Below are 19,063 nucleotides of genomic sequence, written 5' to 3'. Positions count from 1 at the left end.
AGTTTCCTGAAACATCAGTTTCAAAAAGCACCAGATTCAAAAAGCACCAGATTCAAAAAAAGGATCATCCTCAACCGGATGATCCTTTTTTTTTGATTTCAGACTTACCTTGCTGCTGTCACCGCACGTGACAGATCGCCGGATTCAGCTTTAACCACTCCGCGTTCAGCTTTCACTTCCCTGAATGCTCAGCTGGGCGGCATAGTGCTCTTCCGTAATGCGGACACGTCTCTTGATAATGAGCAGTGTAAGGAAATAGGGTATAAGTGTGAGCATTACCAGCCAGAGAACCTCATTTTGCAGATGCTCAAGCTGGGCACCGGCCAGGATCATTTTCCGGAATCCCTCCAGGAAATGCGTGGTGGGAATCAGATGCGCGATAGCCTGCACCGTTCCCGGCATCTGATACAGCGGCCAGGTAAAACCGCTGACAAGGAATGCCGGTGCTGCAATTACCATGAGTACTTCAGTGGCTTTGAGCTGTGAGGGAATCGCCGCGCTGACCATGATGCCGATGCTGCTCATGGCCATCACGAACAGGAAGGAGAACAGGTAAATCCCCCAGAGACGCCCGTCAATCGGGATATCAAACGCCTGCATTATTCCGTGAAGACTGAACAGCCACATGAGCATACCCATGATCCAGTACGGAAACGACTTGGCAAGAAGAATCAGAAATGTAGATCGCGTCTGCCCTACCAGCTCTATAAACGTGTTCTCTTCAAATTCCTGGCTGAAGGCAATGGCCAGAACCAGCAGGAACACCTGCTGCAGGACCATCCCGAGCAGACCGGGAAGTAAAAAAATCAGATAGTTGTTTGACGGGTTGAAGTAGCGGCTGAACGTTGTTGAAAAGGCACTGTGCTGCTTTTCGGCCAACTGCGCGGGTACACCGGACTTTCTCAGCGATTCGATCCTGACACCGGCATCCATGGTTGCAAGGACCTGCTGAATCGCCCTGCTGGTGTAGTTGGTCACAACCATGTTCATCGCATTCATATTCACATGCACTTCGGCCCCCCTGCTGTGCTGAACGTCCGACTCAAAATTGCGGGGAATGGTCACAATCGCATAAACATCACCCGTGATGAATGCATCGTTCAAACCTGATTCATCGCCGTAAACTCCGCTGACCCTAATATTTTCATTGTCATCAAGCGCGTCAATGATCCGGTCGGCAAGAATGCCGCCGTCTTCATTGACAACGGCTATGGGTGTGTCATACAGCTGCGCATCCTTGTACAGCATACCGAACAACGGGCCATAGAGCAGCGGCGCTCCCAGAAAGATAGCCAGTGCCACCGAGTTCCTGGAGAACTTATGAAACTCGCGGATCACTATATTGAAGAAAATTCGGAAAAACGACATGATTACAAAGTTTGCCTGTCAGACCATTTCTGTCAGGCCGGTGAAGTGTTCTGATTGCTTTTTTGTGCTCAGGATGCGATGCGGATTCCGGGGAAGAAACAGCAGCCTCCACAGAATCCGGACAGCATCACTCGCCCGCCCCTTTCAGCAGAAACGTCATATTGTGATGCAGCTCACCCGTTGATTCGCCGGGAACCGGACGGAAATAGAGTTCGTACACCGTTTCGCCAAGTTCATGCCGGGGATACATGGAAGTGATTGAGGCATAGTCCGGCAGCGGCTGGATGCGATCGAGCGTCACCCTGAAAGTTCTGCTGTCAAAAGGAGCCTCCATACTGTGGGTCTGTCCGACTTCAAATTCGTTCATTTTCGATTCCGGCACGGTAAACCGGATTTTGGTGGACTCAGTATCGTATCCTGAAAAGAGATTGTACCCCGGAGTGGCCAGTTCACCCCTTTGAAGCATTACGGACTGGATCCGCATCGGTTTCGGGGCCGTTATGACCCTGTCGTCATATGCGGTTTCAGCCTCCCGGAATGCCGCTTTGGCCCGCTCATAGTCACCACGTGCCATCTCGATTTTTTCCGAACGGACACCGGTATCCACATCTTCCTTTTTTGCTTCAGCCGCTTCAAGCTGCGACCGGGCGGATTCATATTTCGAACGGATTTTATCGTATTCCTGTGCTGCGATAAGCGAGTCGTTGAACATGTTTTCCATCCGGCGGTAACTTGCTTTGGCAAATGAGTACTGAGACTCTGCCGCATCAACTTTGGCCTGAACCCTCCGGCGGTCAAATTCGGTTGCCCCGCTTTTCGCCTTCTGGTACTGCGCTCTGGCCGATGACAGCGCGCCCCGGGCCTGGTCGAGTCTGGCTTCTATTTCAGGGACATCAATGATCAGCAGCGTGTCCCCTTCATCCACCTGCTCTCCTTCCCGAACCGCAACCGATTCAATGCGTCCGGGCACTTTGGGAGCAAGATATACAGACTCCAGCTTGACTTTTCCTTCCAGCGGACCTTCACGGTCTTTTTCATACTGTCTGCCTGCCATTACCGCAAGTGAAACTCCCGAAACAATAATGACAACTGCAAGAATTGCTATGATAATTTTTTTTCTATTCACGATACGTTCTCCCGGGTTTTATTCTGAATTTGAATGAACGAGTTAGTTTTGTTCCAGCATCACAATGCGATCGACAGACATGGTGCCGGAGGCCCGAAGCAGGTCGATGGCCGCCCTGCGCTGGTCATAAACAGCCTCCAGCCAGTCCAGTTCTGCTTTCTGATAATCGGTTTCCGCTTCCAGCTGCTCGGAAACCGGACCCAGTCCCAGGCGGTAGCGCTCCCGGGAAAGACGGAGTGATGTGCGGGCATCCTTCAATGTTTCTTCCGAAACCCGCAGCTGCTGATCTGCCACCGAAAACTTTACCTCAGCCTGCTTCTGATCCAGTGACGACAACGAAGTGACCTCTTCCAGACGCTCCCGGGCAATAATCCGGTCGCGTTCTGCCTTCTGAACTTTTCTGGACCGGTTGAATCCGTCGAACACATTCCAGCGGAGTCCCACACCCATTGCCCTGGTGGGTTCCAGGACGGAGAGGTCATCCTCATACAATTCCTGCCGGAAAAAGGCGTAAACTTCCGGCAGGTAATCTGATCTCGCAGCGCGGTATTTCTGGTCAGCTGCACGGCCTGCTTCTTCAAGTGCCTTTATTTCCGGCCTGTTGTCCGGTTTGAGATTAGCCGGGTCAATGGCAATGAGGGACAGTTCCGAAGTATCTTCCAGAAATTGCTCCCATCCAATCCCGCTCAGATGCTCCAGATTTCGCGCGGCAAGCTCTCTTTTGCCTTCAATGCCAATCCGCTGCTTTTCCAGATCCCGCTGTGCAATGCGCAGGCGGGTCAGATCAAATGCGGGGATCAGCCCCTCTTCGTATGCCTGGTCGGCAACCCGCTGTTCTTCTTCAAGGCGCTCATCGGCGCGGTCTATCACCTTCAGCGACTGATCCAGGAGTGCGAGTTTGTCATAGGCCTCTGTTACCTCCTTCAGAAGCTCCTGCTTGTCTGCTTCCATGCTCCATTCTGCAGCCTGCTCTCCGTGCCGTGCCGCCCGGCCCAATCGTGGAACCTTGAATCCCGTAAATAAAACCTGTGTTACCTCTACATTGGCTCTGAATGTGTTGCGGTCCTGCAGGGTGACGGGTGGTACCTGAACCTGCAAATCGTTTCCTCCGGGCAGCGGAAACGATACCGGATCTGCCTGAAACTGAATCCTCTCATCCAGAGACCGGAAACTTGTATTGAACTCTACGTTTGGCAGGTAAGTCTGATATACCATATGCCTTTTGAATTGAGCCTTATCCAGTTCAGCCCGGCCGATATTCAATGTATGGCTTTTTCCGGCAGCCTCTTCCAGAACCGTCTGAAGCGGCGGGCGCGCCTCAGCTCCTGAATCAACCACCATCAGTAAGATGACAATGGTCAGCCCCGTGTATTTTAAAAATTCAGTTTTCATAATTTGATATTCTTTTTGTCTTCAAGACGCACCTCACCCACGGATTACTTGCAAGGGCTTAAAAAAACAAGGCCCCGCATTCAAGCGGGACCCTGTAGTGGGGTTTATGTTGGGTAATAGTCTTAAAAACTGTGTACTGAGATAGATGCGGTTAACTTTCCTCCGACCTTCTCAAATATAGAATCACGTTCGACATTCAAAATATAGAACTTAATTCTATTCTTGTCAATAAAAATCGAACGAAATTCTATAATATACATAAATACATTAATATCAGTAACATAAAAACCCCTCCCACTCCCTTTTCAAATACTTTTTATTCTGATGATGATGTCACAGGCGCTTTCCGGGAAGATTCAATCTGCAAAATTAATGTTTCCAGGTCGTTCATGGCGCGGTCAACAACATCGGCCTGCAGGCCCCGGGCCTGAAGCTTCCAGCGTGCAAGAAACTTGCCTACTTCCTGCGGACTCCGGTCCAGTTCCTCCTGCAGCACTTTCATCATCACGTTCACTACCGAACCAAAATGGCATGCAAACGCCAACTCCCGGTCAACTCCCTTGTAAAAATCGGAATACTTCGAATACCTGTCGACTGCTTTTTCCTCAAAGAAGCGAATAATCCTGTCACGGAAACCCGGATAGGTCGCTCCTCCCAGAATGGCCCGGGCAAAATGTTTCTTTTTGAACAGGGCCGTGATCTTCAGATAATCATCGAGAGCTTCAATGGAGTAGTGCGGATAGGCCTCCAGATCCAGCTTTTCGAGATCATCTTCAGCCCAGATCTCCTCACACAGATGGTCAATCACTTCCATGACCATCTCATCCTTGTTGGAGAAATAAAAATAGACATTCCCGATGGAAGTCCCCGCTTTTCTGGCCACATCCTGCATGGTCGTTGCCTTGTAGCCGTTTTCGCTGATGAGTTCCTCGGCGGCTTTGATCATTTGCCGTTTTCTCCTGGAAACCCGTTCTTCCATAAAAGCTGATCTGCGATACGCCATAGTCCGGTTTCTGTAGATTTTGCTGTTGACTTGCATGACGGCCCCGGCAACTCAGCAGGAGCGTACAAGTGTGCATGTGTAATTATAGAATATAATTCTTTTCTTGCCGGATTAAAAATCTGCTGCCGCTTTTGGACCCTGTTGTGCGTTCTTTATTATATTTTACCATGCTGCAACTACCTGCACTACCTGCCATGAATAATTATTTTTCCATTAAACCAGGGACATGTTACCATGACTAACTTCAGTCAAAAGACAACATATATTCTGATTTTTCTGTTCGGACTTTTCTTTCTTTACACCGATGCAAAAGCCGCATTTCAATCATCCGATGTATCCATCCGGGACACACTTCACACCGAAGAACTGACCTACGGCGTCGTACACAGCAGGTATCTTGCTGACGGACCAAATATTCTGAATATCATTGCCATCGATCTGGACGAGCCGTACCTCCACTTTCAAACAGCCGGTACAGACAGCCTGACCCGGACCACGGCTCAGGCAAAACAAAACGATCGCAAAGGGCATCGTGTCGTGGCTGCTGTAAACGGTGATTTTTTCAGTTTTGACACCGACTGGCCGATCGGGAACCAGATGATAAGGGGGGATTTTGTCCACGGAGTACCGGCGGAAGGCCGGTACCATGTCGCATTCGACCGGGAAGGCCGTCCGTTTCTGGACGCGCTGTCATTCCGCGGATCACTTGTTACGGATGACGGCGAATCCTTTCCTGTCGGTGATCTGAATCACATCGGTTCCGATGCCGAAACCACCTTGTTCAACCGCTACTATGGCGCTCAGACCCCGCAGGATTCCGAAGTTCTCGAACTGATTTTAAAAACTGTTGATGATGAACCCATGCAAGGCTCCCGGCACCCTGTCACCGTGATGGTGGATGATATCCGCAGCTCGGGAGGCAACGCCGTGCCGGAAGACGGATTCGTGCTGCGCATCCGGGACAAATCGCTGTCTGAACGCGCGGCAGAGCATATTGCCCGCCGCGACCGGGTTACTCTTGAGCTTGGATTCAAGCCAGATCATCAGGGAATCACCGATGTCATGGGAGGCGGTGTGCGCATTCTGGATCAGGGCGAACCCTACAGCGGTGACAACGAGGCACGCCATCCCCGCACCTTTGCTGCCATTGACCGCGACACAACCACACTGTTTTTGTGCACCGTTGACGGCAGACAGACTTCGAGCATCGGGATGAGCTACCGGGAAATGGCGGATGTGCTGCTCGGACTTGGCGCCTGGGATGCGGTCAATCTGGATGGAGGCGGATCGACAACGATGGTGGTTCGCCATGAGGTTGTCAACTCGCCGTCTGATCCCGGAGGCGAGCGCAAGGTGGCCAATTCGCTGCAGCTTGTCAGCACTGCCCCGCCGGGTGAAGCTGCCTCTCTTAGCATAAAGCCCGATTCCTTCGACCTCTACCCGCATGAATCCAAGCGGCCAGAAATCAGCGCATTCGACACATTCCGGAATCCGGTCGATGTCCCGGATGAAATTGAATGGCAGACCGATCCCGCACTGGGAAACATCGAAAACGGTGTGTTTTACCCCGGAAATACGGACACATCCGGATATATTGCAATCCGCCACGGTGATATCAAAGATTCGGCACAGGTACGGGTCCATCACATCACCGCTCTTGAACCAGACCGTGAGGAATTACGTCTTGAGCCCGGAGCATCAGGAGAAATTACCTTGTTCGGCGTCACTGACGGCGATGATCGCCGGGAAATCCCGCTTGATCGCATAGATTTTGCCTCTGACGGAGAGGAATTGTATCTGTCAAGCAGCGGACGCGTGTATGCATGGGCAGAAGGAAGCGGCAAAATTATATTTGAGGCCGGAGAGCTTTCTGCAACTGTTCCATGGACTATCGAAGGCGGGATCAAAAAGACTGCGTTGGAAGACTTCACCGGTGAGCTGTCCGGCTGGATGTCACCGGCGCAAACGCACCGCTCGCAGATTCTGGGAGTGGATCCGTCGGCTTCATCATTGCAGACCAGGGACAACCATGGCGTCTGGACATTCGTTGATGATCCGGAATCAAAGGAGGACTGGGACATACGAATTACGAGGCAGCTGCGGGATGAGCTTGGCGACATGCTTTACGGCACTCATCTCGGTGCCCGGGTTTACCTTGCTGATGATGCCCCCGGCGATATTTACATGCAGCTGGTGATCCGCGACGGAGACGGCCAGCTGGAAGCCGGTCCGGCCGGCAGATTAACACCGGGGGAATGGAAGTGGATTCAGACCGAACTGGCAAATAAGCACTTCGAAGGGTATCTGAACGGCAACGGTGAACTGACCCGCGAAGAAAACCAGTTCAACGGCTTCCGGATAACCGGGGACCGTGAAACACTTCAGGATGCAACGGTGACATTCAAGGTGGACAAGGTACAGTCATCGCCCGAAACACTGCCTTGATTCAGCTTCTGTTTCAAGGCGGTTGCCCTAAAATAATCACAGGTGTGGATTGCGATGCGTAAAAAAAAGGGATCGTCATGCAGGGAAAGGTTATCTCTGCATGACGATCCCGCCTCAGAATACAGATTACATTGTTCAATCGTATATGAGATACAACGACCGTTTTTGGCGGAATTCTTCCACTTCCTCCTGCCATGCCTCGATGACCTCTTCAGCCATTGCCCCCTGAGTCAGCATGTCATACATGCGGTGAGTACCGCCAAGCCGGGCAAAGCGGGCCCTGTCAAAGAGCTCTTCGCGTTCTTCGTCCGGAGCCATGGCAAAAAACACTTCAAGGATATGCATTCCTGCTGCAACTGGCTCTACGGCATGAGGGTCTTCGACTACATACTTTATTCCGCCGAGCTCTTCTCCCAGCAGTTTGGGACTTGAGGACATTCCTTCAATACTTTCCGGGGTAAAAACCACAGGTTCAAACCGCAGTCCGGGCAGCCCCCTGTTGTTGAGCTCTTCGGCAATGGCTTCTCCGTCAGCCCAGGGAGCGCCAACCTGCAGAAACGGTTCATACGTTCCGCGTCCCTCACTTGCATTGGTGGCCTCGAAATAGCAGGATCCGGGATAAACCAGTGCCGTTTCAAAATCCGGGATATTCGGACTTGGGGGAATCCATTCCAGACCGGTATCACTCCACAACTGGTCGCGGCTCCACCCGCTTACTTCCACCACATGCAGATCGATACCGTCTACATCCACCATCATATCCTCCGACCGGATCATCAGCGCAAGTTCGCCTACGGTCATTCCGTGTGTTACGGGAATGGGAAACTGCCCGACAAACGACTCGAACTCCGGTTCCAGAACAAAGCCTTCCGTCTTTTCACCGCCAAGGGGATTGATGCGGTCAAGAACTACAAACTTCAGGTCATGTTCAGCAGCCGCCTCCATGGCCAGTCCCATGGTGCTGATATAGGTATAGAAACGGGCACCGATGTCCTGGATATCAAATATGAGTACATCGAGATCTTCGAGCATCTCCGGGGTGGGTTTTCGGGTTTCTCCGTAGAGGCTGTATACAGGAGCTCCGGTCTGTTCATCAATACCATCCTCAATCACTTCTCCCGCATCGGCATCACCGCGGATACCATGTTCCGGTCCGAAAAGTGCCCTGACCTCGACATTCTCCGCATCGTCAAGAACATCCACAAGATGCTGTTCGCCGACCACGGCGCTGTGATTGGTAATCACGCCGGCGTTCATACCGTCAATGATCTCAAAGTTCTGCTCTGCGAGCCGCTGAGCTCCGCTTTTTATGTCTTCCGCCTGCCTGTCGTTGTCAGCATTTCCGTTTCCGCATGCATACATGCCCAACGACATGATTGTCATGGAGATAATAACGGTCATCCGTTTCATAAAAGTCATAAGTCACATCTTTTGAGTAGTGAATAATTACATGGCATCATACGTAAACCGGTCACCATCCCTGCTGGTCCTGATCATTACCGGCTCACTTTCCCTGCTGTTTCTGCTTACCGAAGTTATCAGATATATGGCTTCGTCCCGTCCTTCAGGCCACTGATCGACAAACTGATTCTCACCCGTCAGGCCGATCATGTTTTCTGCTTTCAGAACCTCATCAGCCAGTTCATCATTAGCGGAAAGGGCCGGGTTTTCCGCAGTGGCCAGCTGGTCGTATTCATCCGCACCGGAAGCAATTTTGTAAACAGCATAACGAAGCGGATCAGCTTCTCCGCTTTCCGGGTACCGGTCTGCCCAGGTGAGGATCATACGGCCGTCGCCGCTCCAGGAGGCTGAAAGTTTTTGCACTTCCGGTGGTCTGGCCTGACTTTTCCATGGCATGGATGGCGTGAGAGCCGGATACCGGTAGAGTTCATCCCGGACAAAGTCTGTGTATCCTTTTGGATTGCCGATCATATGCTCGGTTCTGAAATAGATATTTCCGTGAACCTTCCCGTTTTCGAGATTGAGCAGAAGCTGGTCAAGTGCCTGCTCAAGGGTCCAGTCCGTCGGCGGAAAAATTTTGTACGGCGCGAGTCCTGCGTACATATGCCGCCCGTTTTCGTAAGCCACTCTGGTCCAGTATTCAAGCAGCGGAGCGTATGGAGCTCGGGGGTGTTCCAGTTCGAAATAGAGCTGCGGGTTGATATAATCAATCGTCTGCTCTTCCAGCCATGCCTGTCCGTCAGCATAAAGTCGGTAATAGCCTTCAAAGGCATCGGTTCCGGCATCTTCGTTTTTTCGGATGGCAAACGGACTGATACCGAAATTGATATCAGGGTCCAGTGCCTGGATGCTGTCGTGCACCTGGGCCACCAGCTCATTCACATTGTGCCGGCGCCAATCCTCGATGTCTTCGATACCGCTGTGGTGCTCCTCCCAGGTAAGCGAGTCTTCGTCGGTCACCGGCGAATATGGATAGAAATAGTCGTCAAAATGGACTCCATCCACATCATAGCGGCTGATGATATCCACCACGACATTGGTCACATAGTCACGAACCTCCGGCAGTCCGGGGTTGAGCATGGTGTAGTACTGGTCCTCTCCGCTTGCAAATTCGAGAATCCACTCCGGTTCACGGCGGCTGATATTTGAACCTGCCAGATCATATTTGCCCTTGATCCGTTCAACCCGGTAGGGATTCAGCCAGGCATGCAGCTCCATTCCCCGCTTGTGAGCTTCGCTTACCATGAAGGAGAGCGGATCATAAAACGGTTCCGGCGCCCGCCCCTGCTCACCGGTCAGCCAGTAAGACCATGGGTCATAGGCTGAGGCATACAGTGCATCGGATTCCCCGCGAACCTGAAACAGTACGGCATTGATGCCGATATCCTTGAGGCTGTCAAGCATGGCAATGGCATCGGCTTTCTGCTCATCAACCGGCTGTTCATTTGACACAGGCCAGTCGAGATTAACAACGGAGGTCAGCCACGCACCGCGAAAGTCCTCTTTGGGTGGATCATAATCGTCAAGTAATCCGGTTGCCGTTTCGGCTGTCTTGCATCCGGAAAACATTAGCAGCCAGGAAATGGCCAGAATAAGGCAGCTTGCTGATTTCATAGATATAGATATAGTAGTGATTTTCATTGTTCGTCTTAATAAAGTGTGTCTGCCCCCGTGCAGTGAAAGCCGGCATGTCCCTGTTTTCGGCTTGAAATGATATTTGTCCGGAGCTTAAGTCACTGAGCAATATAATAGTAAAAAAAATCGAAATCGAAACCTGTGAATCGTATATTTGGTCAAGTTTCTCACACAACAGCTTTGATGCAGGGACATCTCAAGCCACGTCAGAATCCAAATATTTTAATAGTACAGACATGAAAATATTACTTGCCGACAGCGGATCGACAAAAACCGAATGGTGCCTAATCACTTCCGATGCCGGTCCGGTGACAAGCTATTCCGCAGGACTCAACCCGTTTTATCACACTGCCGACACGATAGCTGCCGAAATCACCAAAGAGGTGGTACCGGATATACCTGCCGCTGACCGGATATATTTCTATGGTGCCGGGTGTGCCGGAGAGGAGGCTATCGGCCGGATGACCGCAGCGCTGAAGAAGGTATACGGCGAGGTGCAGGTCGGGGTGGATTCCGACCTTCTTGGTGCCGCCCGTGCTATCTGCGGACATGAGGAGGGCGTGGCTTGTATTCTTGGCACGGGCTCGAACTCGTGTCATTATGACGGTGAAAAAATCATTGACCAGGTCCCGGTTCTCGGATTTATTCTGGGCGATGAAGGCAGCGCGGGTTCATTCGGCCGAAAAATACTACAGGGATATTTTTACCGGGAAATGCCTGAGGAGCTGCGTGGCTGGCTTGAGGAGCACTATGATATGGCCCGGCCGGCCATTCTCGAATCCGTTTACAAAAAACCCCATTTCAACACTTTTGTCGCCTCGTTTACCCGGCTGTTTGCCGAGTTCAGCGATCATCCCTATGTGATCGCACTGCTTCAGGAGGGCATCAGCGAGTTTCTCGAGCGGCATGTCATCAAATATCACTGCGGACCGGACACACCCGTGGGTTTTGTCGGATCAGTGGCATTCCACAACCAGGCGGTGGTCCGGGCGGCACTTGCCAGAAAAGGACTGGCAGCCGGCAGTTTTTTACAGACCCCGATGCAGGGCCTGCGAGAGTACCACGGCAGGGAACTTAACGCATAACTTCTCACCGCATACTTATTACTCAAGGTGAATCAAGCCCCGGCTGCGGAGGTGTGAGGCAACGGAAGGGTGAGGCTGCGGAGGTGTGAGGTAGCATAAAGGTGAGGCAGCGATTAGGTGATCACCAGTATTTTTCGAAGCCGGGATCGGGCTGCCAGTCATCCTCCGGTTCCAGGTGATTCCAGATCAGGGATGAAATTTCTCGGATGAGCACATACCCTTCGTTGTCAAAGGCATAGCTTTCATCCTCCTGATTTTTGGTAATTACAGTGAACACATAATCACCTGACGGCGCATTGATTACGGCAGTTTCAGACCGTGACTGCCTGACCGCACCCTGTTTTGATGCGTGATTTACGTATGGCGGAATCTGCGACAGTGCCTCTCCATCCCACAGACTTCCCGACATGATCCGGTACATCTTCTCCGATGCCGCCCGGCTGATGACCTCACCTCTGAAAATGGCGGTCATTAGCTGTGACATCTCCGCGGGGGAGGTCTGACCCCACCCGAACTCGCTGAAAGCCTCTTCCCTCCCGCGTGTTCTGGAGTTCACACGAATGTCATTATAACCGTGCTCATCAAACCAGGCATTGATCTCCTTTCCGCCCCCGGCTATATCCTGACTCCAGATGCTTGCCGTGTTGTCACTTACGCTGATCATCAGATACAGCAGCCTGCTCAGTGCCACTTCAGATCCGGGTGCCATCTGATTGATCATATCATCAGTATACTGATAGGAATGAACCGGGTCATAGGAAAATTTATCCTGAAATCCGTATTTCCCATCCTCAAGATCCTGAAAAATCTTGACCATGATCGGTACTTTGATCATGCTGGCGGTCGGAAACAGTTCATCTTCATTGATTCCGATCTCCATGCCCGACTGCAGGTGTTTCAGATGCAGGCCGACATCACCGTTGAAAGCGTCGATTTGCTCGTTCAGCGCATCCAGCACCTGCACCCTGACCGCTTCATAGTCGGGACCGGTGCCAGTTGCTGCGGTGTCAGTTGCTGCCGGTTCTGCTGCGTTTGTATCCGGCAAACCGGCATGACTCCGGCAGGAGCTTGCAGATAAGAAAAGCACTGCAGCAATCAGACATATGAAGATGGTTCCTGCCGTATGAGTTTTCATGACTTACATCTCTTGTTTCTGCAAATTGTTCAACAAATTTGTTCTTTCAGTTTCAATATGCGTCCGACAGACTCGTCGATTCGTTCTTCGGTTATGTCACCATCGTGCAGCATCTCTTTCGCAACACGAACAAATTTGGAGGCAATACGCGGATCAAAATCGAGATTGTTTCCATATGCCAGAATATCCACACCTGCAGTCAGTGCCTGCTTCATGACATCCTCCACCCCAAAATGTGCTGTAATGGCCTTCATTTGCAGATCATCGCTGATGATCACACCTTCAAACCCCATTTGATCCCGCAGCATTCCTTTTAGAATGGATTCTGACAACGTTGCGGGGTAGTCGGGATCCAGATTGCGGTTGAAAATATGTGTGGTCATGATCATGTCACACAGTCCCTCATCCAGAACGCGCTGATAGGGCAGGACTTCATGCTGCTGCCAGGTTTCGGTTACATCAGCCATCCCCAGATGTGTATCCTCTTTTGAGCTGCCGTGGCCGGGAAAGTGCTTGAGCGCAGTGAGCACACCTTCTTCCTTGTGCCCGCGGACGTAGGCACTGGCATGCAGTGCCACCACTTCCGGATCGTCTGAAAAACAGCGCTCTCTTCCGTAAATCGCCTTGTTCTCCTTATTGATGCCCAGATCCACGCAGGGAGCAAAGTTCATGTTGTGTCCGGTTTGCTTCACAAGCCGGGCGATCTCACGGCCGTGCTCCCGGGAGAAATCCAGATCATTTCTTTCCCCAAGCGCTTTATGAGAAAGTGTCGGAGGAAAGCCGAATTCGGGCTTAAGCCGGTTCACCAGTCCGCCCTCCTGGTCGATGGAGACAAACATGGGAATCCGGGCGTGGGATTTGAGGTCCGTGGTCAGCTCTTTCACCTGCTCAGGCGATTCAATATTGCGGTCTCCGGACTGCAGTTTGATGTCATAGTCAAATAAAATGACACCGCCTATGTGATATTCCTCTATTTCGGCTACAATGGGGTTGGTCGGTTTCAGCTCTTTGCCCCGGAATCCGAGCAGCAGCATCTGGCCAAGCTTTTGCTCAAGTGACAGGTCCTTCAGGGCTGGCAATGACGATTCGGCAATGGACATGGGTTTGAAAATTTGGTGTTATATGTATCGGTTACACTTCCGGCAGGCATCACAGGAATGTAACCTGCGGTAAGTTTTAATACAACAAAAGCGGAGAAACCGACTCTTTCCAGCCTGCGGCTTGCAGGCGGTCCGGAAGAGACTCCAGGAAAGCGGCAGGATCGGCTTCAAGTGCCGGACGCATATCCCGGACCCCGATGAGACGCTCAAAATGATCTTCCCCTTCCGGATTAGCAGCGGTCGGATACGTCTTCCATTCGAATGTATCCGAATGATAATTCCGGATTGCAGCAAGCAAAGCCAGACCGGTCCGTACCGGCCGGAAGCAGTTTTTGTCGGCAACCTCGATACGTATCCCGGTGCATGACTGACCTTTCCACGGCTGATCATCGGGAACTGCTATTTCGGTATGAAACATAACTCCCGGCAGTGTCAGGGTTTGCGTTCCGGATGGTTTTGAGCCCGCTTTCAGCACGCGAACGTTTCCGGTTCCGGCTTCAACGATAGTGTCCGGATCCAGCCAGGGGGCTCCGATGAACCGGAATGGTACCGCGGTGCCCCGGCCCGCACTCAGGTTGGTGGCTTCAAACAGACAGGTTCCGGGATAGCAGAGTGCTGATTCATAGGAAGGCATGGCAGGTGATGTGGGAACAAACGGAAGGTGCGTATCCGGCCAGTGCATGCCGCGATGCCATCCCTCCGCTTTGATAATCCGAAGGTCAAGATCCAGATTCCAGTGATGATTCAGCCACTGAGCAAATTCACCGGCCGTCAGACTGTGTCGGACAGGAATGGCAGCCCTGCCAAGGAAACTGCTGCAATTGCGGGTATCGAGCAAAGGGCCCTCGGCAGAAGCAATCTCTCCGCCAATCGGATTGATCCGGTCAAGAACAACAAGAGGCTTACCGGCAGCGGCGCAGGCTTCCATTACGTGCGAGAGGGTCCAGATGTAGGTATAAAACCGGCTGCCTATATCGGGGATATCAAACAGCACACCGTCGAGCTGCTCGAGCATGCCGGCGGGCGGACGCATTCTGTTGCCATACAGACTGCAGACAGGCAGGCCTGTCTGCGGATCGGTGTCATCATCAACTGGTTTGCCGTCGGCACCAAACCGTGATATTCCGTGTTCCGGGGCGAAGAGCTGCGTTATTCTGACACCCGCTTTTATCAGTGCGCTGCGGGAGAGCAGATCCTTGTCGTATGCGGAACGTGCAGCGTCATTGGTCACCATACCCCACGAGCCTTCTGATATTCCGCCGGGGTCACCTGACAGGTTGCTTATTGCTGTATCAACCCCGAACCGGATGCTGCTTAATGCTTTATAAGGTATTCGGGAGGACTGATGTTCAGACATGCGTTACCTACATTTGAGGAGAACGAAGCCGGGCTATTACAATACCTTTGACATTATCCCGACCCTTTGTGTATTCGTAAATAGTGTTCGGATCTTCAATTACAGCTCCGGTCATGCTGGCATGATAAAATCCTGCACGGTCTCCATCCATCCTGACAAGGCCGGTGTGGGTTATATCGAGCCCGTCAATGGTAGTCACAAAGGCAAGCACGTCTCCTGTTTCAAAACGGTCTTCGTAACCTGGAATCTCATCTTCCGGAATGTACCGAAGGGAATAATCGGCGAGGGCTTTTTCCATCCGACTTATTTCCCGGTAGAGGCTGTCATCATCGGCGATGTGCCGGTAATCCTCCCTGTTTTGTGACATAAAGTCCGGAGGCTCGATGACGGGGAGATCTTCTTCCTGAAATTTGACCGAAACCAGTCCTTTCTCCTCGTTGGTCAGAAGCCAGTCGCTGAAATAATGCAGACGGCTTGGGTACCCGTCGATTTCACCATCCCTGTAGCGTATGAATGTGAGGTTTTCGCGGAACGCATCATAGGATTTCTGCAATTGCAGTGTTGTCATGGTCATGGCCAGGCTCATTTCCACATAGATCACACAGTCGGATCCATCCAGAGTCACTACCAGCTCTTCGTGCTCCGGAGCATCCAGCAGGCCGCCTTCGTAATCGATCCCCAGCTGCCGTTCGGCATAAAAGCGTATCAGTGCCGGAACATCTTCAACCTGATTCCAGTAGGCAAATCCCTCATCCAGCCAGGTTTCAATGGTGTCGGCTACGGTATCATTGCCCGGGCCGTGGGTATTTACAGCTGTCACCGGAACCGGTGAAATAACCGGCGTCATAAACATGACAAGCCAAAGGGATATTGCAATTGCTGAATTTTTCATAATAGTCAGAGGTTGTGTCAGCACGGATTATATTTGTCGCAATGAGAATGCATAAGAGTCAAACCGCAGGCAATCCGGAGTCAAGCCGTTGGCAGAAAGGGATTTCACCAGGGTCAGGCCGTTACGTCAGCCCACTGCGTTTTCCGTCACGCGATCGAGTACTTCAGGGGTCGCCGAGACTTCATTGAACATGGATTTGAGATCATCGGCGGTAATCCGCTGAAAGTCACGTTCGACGGGTGTGATGCACATCCCGCCGAAATCAACAGAAGCGGGACTGAACACCATTTTTTCGTCGCCCTCGGCAAAGTAACGGCCGGGCCGGTGTTTCTTTCTTAAAAACGCGATTACTCTCCAGCGATTGTTTTCGCGGGCGGTGAGGATGTTGAGCATCGGCTCCTCGTCATCCAGTGCCTCTGATCCGGCCTGCCGTGAGACGGAGTCAAAAGCCTGATATACCCGGTTGAACCACGTGAGAAGCTGCTTCCGGTCGTCAGAATCCATGATCAGGTAACGGCGCAGACCGTCATCAACACAGGCCATCCGGAAACGGTCTTCATCGACCACCCACCGGCCGTGCTGTGCAGCCAGCTCTTGCCAGGTGCTGTCGATGGGCATGAAACCGTATTCGCCACCCTGGAAATGCAAATGATCCGGGGCCGATGCTCCGCATCGGGGACCGTTATAGAACAGTGTGTAGTAGTCTCCCAGAGCTTCGGTCAGCCTGAGCATGGGATCAAAAGCATCTTTGATCAGCTGCGGAATATGCTGGATGTGGGGGATGGTAAAATGCTCGTTGAAAATCGGAAAGGGATTTCCAAGGATCATGTAATCGCCGTGCATCAACCCCTTCTGCTCAGGCGGCAGGTTTTTCTGACACAAAAAGCATTTGCGCTCTTTGATCGATTTTTTGTCAACTTTGGCCGAACTGGATACGATGCGGCCGGGATTGAACTGCACTTTCATTCCGAATCCGTCGAACGCAAATTCGCGCACCTGCACAGAGTCCAGACTTTCAGCACCTTTGGCCAGCATCGGCCAGTTCCGGCGCTGATGGCGCAGCAGAAGCCTGGCCTGGTCTGCGGGATTATCGGGGACACCGGATGCACGGTTATCAAGAAACTCCGACATTTCAGACTTGCTCAGTGTGCGGCCGGACGGCACCGCCTGACCGGCCGGTGCGTCTGTGCTGGCCGGTTTACTGTCATTGCTGCTCATCTTTTCCTCCGGTTTCAGACGTTTTGCGCATTCTTTTGCTGACGCGCTTTCAATTCGAATGTCCGGACCTTGTCCTTGTATGCGTTGTGTGCATTTTGCCTGGGGATGTCAAGCGAGGCGTCGGTATTGTCATCCCACCGGCGTACGCAGTAGATCGGATCGTAAATCCGGCCGATCTGATAGGTTCTTGAGATGGCAAGTCCCACGGCGTAATCTTCGCCGTAACTGACATTCGGAATCTTGATTTGCCGCAGAACGGGGGTATAAAACGCCCGCGGAGCTCCGAGTCCGTTGATTCTGATAGCGTTGTTGCGCCCGTTTTCGGGAGTCCACTCACGGTGATCCACAATACCCGGCGGAATTTCATTCAGATCGATGTCGGTCATCTGGTAGCTTCCGACGACCATGGCGCATTTTTCTTTATGGAAGACTTCGAGAATACGGGTGATGGTGGTTTCATCTTTGTAGATATCGTCACTGTCGAGCTGGATGGCATACTTGCCGCAATACTCGCTGTGAACGGCCTCGTTCCAGCATCCGCCAATGCCCAGATCCTTTCGCTGAGGGATGATATGCTTCAGGCGCTTGTCCTTTGCTGCAATCTCCTCAAGGATTTCGGTGGTACCGTCTGTGGAGTAATTGTCCACGACTATCAGATTGAACTCATAATCGGTCTGCTGCTTAAGCACCGATTCAACGGCATCACGAATGGTACGTGCGCGGTTCATGACCGGGATGACAACCGATGCTTCGACCGGCCATTGTCTGTCTTCCTCCCTGACATCCTTAAATTCAGGCTTGAGATAGGCTCCGATGGCTTTGAGGTGACTTGTAAAGGCCTCCTCCATTTCAATCTGGACATCCCGGTTTTTGGGATCGACATAATCGAACATTTTTTCGCCCGATTTGCGGGTGTCGGTGGCCACCGTATTGTACAGAAACTCGGAAATACGAGACAGTTCGTAATTTTGTGATATGCGCAGGCGTGTATCATACCAGCCGGCAAAAGAAAAATCCTTTTCAAAAGATGCAACGGCTTCGCTGAGTGCTTTGGAACGGATCAACACAAGCGGACCGAAATCAAAATCATCTCTTACGCTTCCGAACTGGTAGTCGGTAACCGGATGCGCAGTGGTCTTGTCGCCTTCAATTTCCCGGTAATCGGAGTAGACGATTCCGGCCCCGGTATCATCCGCCACCTGAACCATCCGGTCAATGCAGAACTGTCCGGGATCGATCAGCGTGTCTGTAAGCAGATACAGGATGTAATCACTTTGAGCATGTTCTGATATGGCTCGAAAAGCCTTGCTGCTCTTGAGTGCATCTACCTGAAGATCTGTTGTCCTCTCTTTTGAAATACCTGAGGGCTGATCACCAAGCAATACGATTTCGGTGATTTTGTCGGATGCAAGGAGAGCGTCTATGGTTTTTTCGGTATGTTTCCCGCCATGATTTGGAAGAAAACACGTCACATTATTTGACATACAAGTTTTGGTTTGGTAATAGTGAATCTGATCCCTGTAACAATCCGGGCCGGTTTAACGGCCGGTATTGGTAATATTATGCGTAGGAAATTTACGCAATCACAATCTGAAAGCCAAAAGCATCGGTCAGGTTTTTGGTGCGTTGCGTCCCGCCGTCAGAATACCGGAATCAGATGGCAAGTTTATGAAAATTTTCAGGCGAAATTAAATGATTTTTCAAAATTGATCCGTAGATTGTGACTTTAACCTAAAAAACAGGGACACATACACATGATGGGCATATGTCATCATGTGGCATTATTAATCAATGATGTAATCCAAAACCAAAACAGGTGAATAGCCATGACCGGGCCGGCGCCCGG

General features: G+C 51.6%; 14 protein-coding genes. 2 read left to right on the top strand and 12 right to left on the bottom strand.

Annotated features, from left to right (window positions below; translation table 11 throughout):
* Positions 1–165: 165 nt before the first annotated feature.
* The 4 genes from NATSA_RS11375 to NATSA_RS11360 form a co-directional block, all read right to left on the bottom strand.
* Positions 166–1,368, bottom strand: a complete 1,203-nt coding sequence (locus tag NATSA_RS11375; protein WP_210512721.1) for an ABC transporter permease — start codon at positions 1,366–1,368, stop codon at positions 166–168.
* 127 nt (positions 1,369–1,495) lie between these two features.
* A complete protein-coding gene (locus NATSA_RS11370) occupies positions 1,496–2,494 on the bottom strand; it encodes an HlyD family secretion protein (RefSeq protein WP_210512720.1) in 999 nt (332 codons plus the stop codon).
* Positions 2,495–2,536: 42 nt separating this feature from the next.
* Entirely contained in the window at positions 2,537–3,886 is a 1,350-nt protein-coding gene (locus NATSA_RS11365; RefSeq protein ID WP_210512719.1) for a TolC family protein, read from the bottom strand.
* Positions 3,887–4,202: 316 nt separating this feature from the next.
* Positions 4,203–4,925 (bottom strand): TetR/AcrR family transcriptional regulator, encoded by a 723-nt coding sequence (locus tag NATSA_RS11360; protein ID WP_210512718.1) that lies wholly within the window; start codon positions 4,923–4,925, stop codon positions 4,203–4,205.
* Between the two features lie 198 nt (positions 4,926–5,123).
* On the opposite strand from NATSA_RS11360, the gene NATSA_RS11355 reads away from it, so the two are divergent.
* The gene (locus NATSA_RS11355) at positions 5,124–7,334 is read left to right on the top strand and encodes a phosphodiester glycosidase family protein (RefSeq protein ID WP_210512717.1); all 2,211 of its coding nucleotides are present in this window, start codon (positions 5,124–5,126) and stop codon (positions 7,332–7,334) included.
* Positions 7,335–7,469: 135 nt separating this feature from the next.
* On the opposite strand, the gene NATSA_RS11350 is transcribed toward NATSA_RS11355, so the two are convergent.
* Positions 7,470–8,753, bottom strand: coding sequence for an exo-beta-N-acetylmuramidase NamZ family protein (locus NATSA_RS11350; RefSeq protein ID WP_210512716.1), 1,284 nt, complete (start codon positions 8,751–8,753; stop codon positions 7,470–7,472).
* Positions 8,754–8,780: 27 nt separating this feature from the next.
* Positions 8,781–10,409: a glycoside hydrolase family 10-like protein gene (locus NATSA_RS11345; protein WP_210512715.1), complete on the bottom strand. Its 1,629-nt coding sequence runs from the start codon at positions 10,407–10,409 to the stop codon at positions 8,781–8,783.
* Between the two features lie 257 nt (positions 10,410–10,666).
* Between NATSA_RS11345 and NATSA_RS11340 the strand changes: the two genes are divergently transcribed.
* The gene (locus tag NATSA_RS11340; RefSeq protein WP_210512714.1) at positions 10,667–11,515 is read left to right on the top strand and encodes a hypothetical protein; all 849 of its coding nucleotides are present in this window, start codon (positions 10,667–10,669) and stop codon (positions 11,513–11,515) included.
* A gap of 121 nt (positions 11,516–11,636) precedes the next feature.
* On the opposite strand, the gene NATSA_RS11335 is transcribed toward NATSA_RS11340, so the two are convergent.
* The 6 genes from NATSA_RS11335 to NATSA_RS11310 form a co-directional block, all read right to left on the bottom strand.
* The gene (locus tag NATSA_RS11335) at positions 11,637–12,650 is read right to left on the bottom strand and encodes a serine hydrolase (protein WP_210512713.1); all 1,014 of its coding nucleotides are present in this window, start codon (positions 12,648–12,650) and stop codon (positions 11,637–11,639) included.
* A gap of 29 nt (positions 12,651–12,679) precedes the next feature.
* Positions 12,680–13,750, bottom strand: a complete 1,071-nt coding sequence (locus NATSA_RS11330) for a glycoside hydrolase family 3 protein (protein WP_210512712.1) — start codon at positions 13,748–13,750, stop codon at positions 12,680–12,682.
* A gap of 76 nt (positions 13,751–13,826) precedes the next feature.
* Positions 13,827–15,107, bottom strand: coding sequence for an exo-beta-N-acetylmuramidase NamZ family protein (locus NATSA_RS11325; RefSeq protein ID WP_210512711.1), 1,281 nt, complete (start codon positions 15,105–15,107; stop codon positions 13,827–13,829).
* Positions 15,108–15,114: 7 nt separating this feature from the next.
* Positions 15,115–15,999 carry an N-acetylmuramoyl-L-alanine amidase-like domain-containing protein gene (locus tag NATSA_RS11320; protein ID WP_210512710.1) on the bottom strand — a complete coding sequence of 295 codons (885 nt, stop codon included), beginning with the start codon at positions 15,997–15,999 and terminating at the stop codon, positions 15,115–15,117.
* A 126-nt stretch (positions 16,000–16,125) separates the two neighbouring features.
* Positions 16,126–17,217: a DUF4922 domain-containing protein gene (locus tag NATSA_RS11315; protein WP_210512709.1), complete on the bottom strand. Its 1,092-nt coding sequence runs from the start codon at positions 17,215–17,217 to the stop codon at positions 16,126–16,128.
* Positions 17,218–17,231: 14 nt separating this feature from the next.
* A complete protein-coding gene (locus tag NATSA_RS11310) occupies positions 17,232–18,701 on the bottom strand; it encodes a glycosyltransferase family 2 protein (protein WP_210512708.1) in 1,470 nt (489 codons plus the stop codon).
* Between the last annotated feature and the right edge of the window lie 362 nt (positions 18,702–19,063).

This window comes from Natronogracilivirga saccharolytica (genome assembly GCF_017921895.1).
Taxonomy (GTDB): Bacteria; Bacteroidota; Rhodothermia; order Balneolales; family Natronogracilivirgulaceae; genus Natronogracilivirga; species Natronogracilivirga saccharolytica.
Note: the sequence above shows the minus strand (reverse complement) of the source record. Positions and strands in the feature narration are given on the sequence as shown.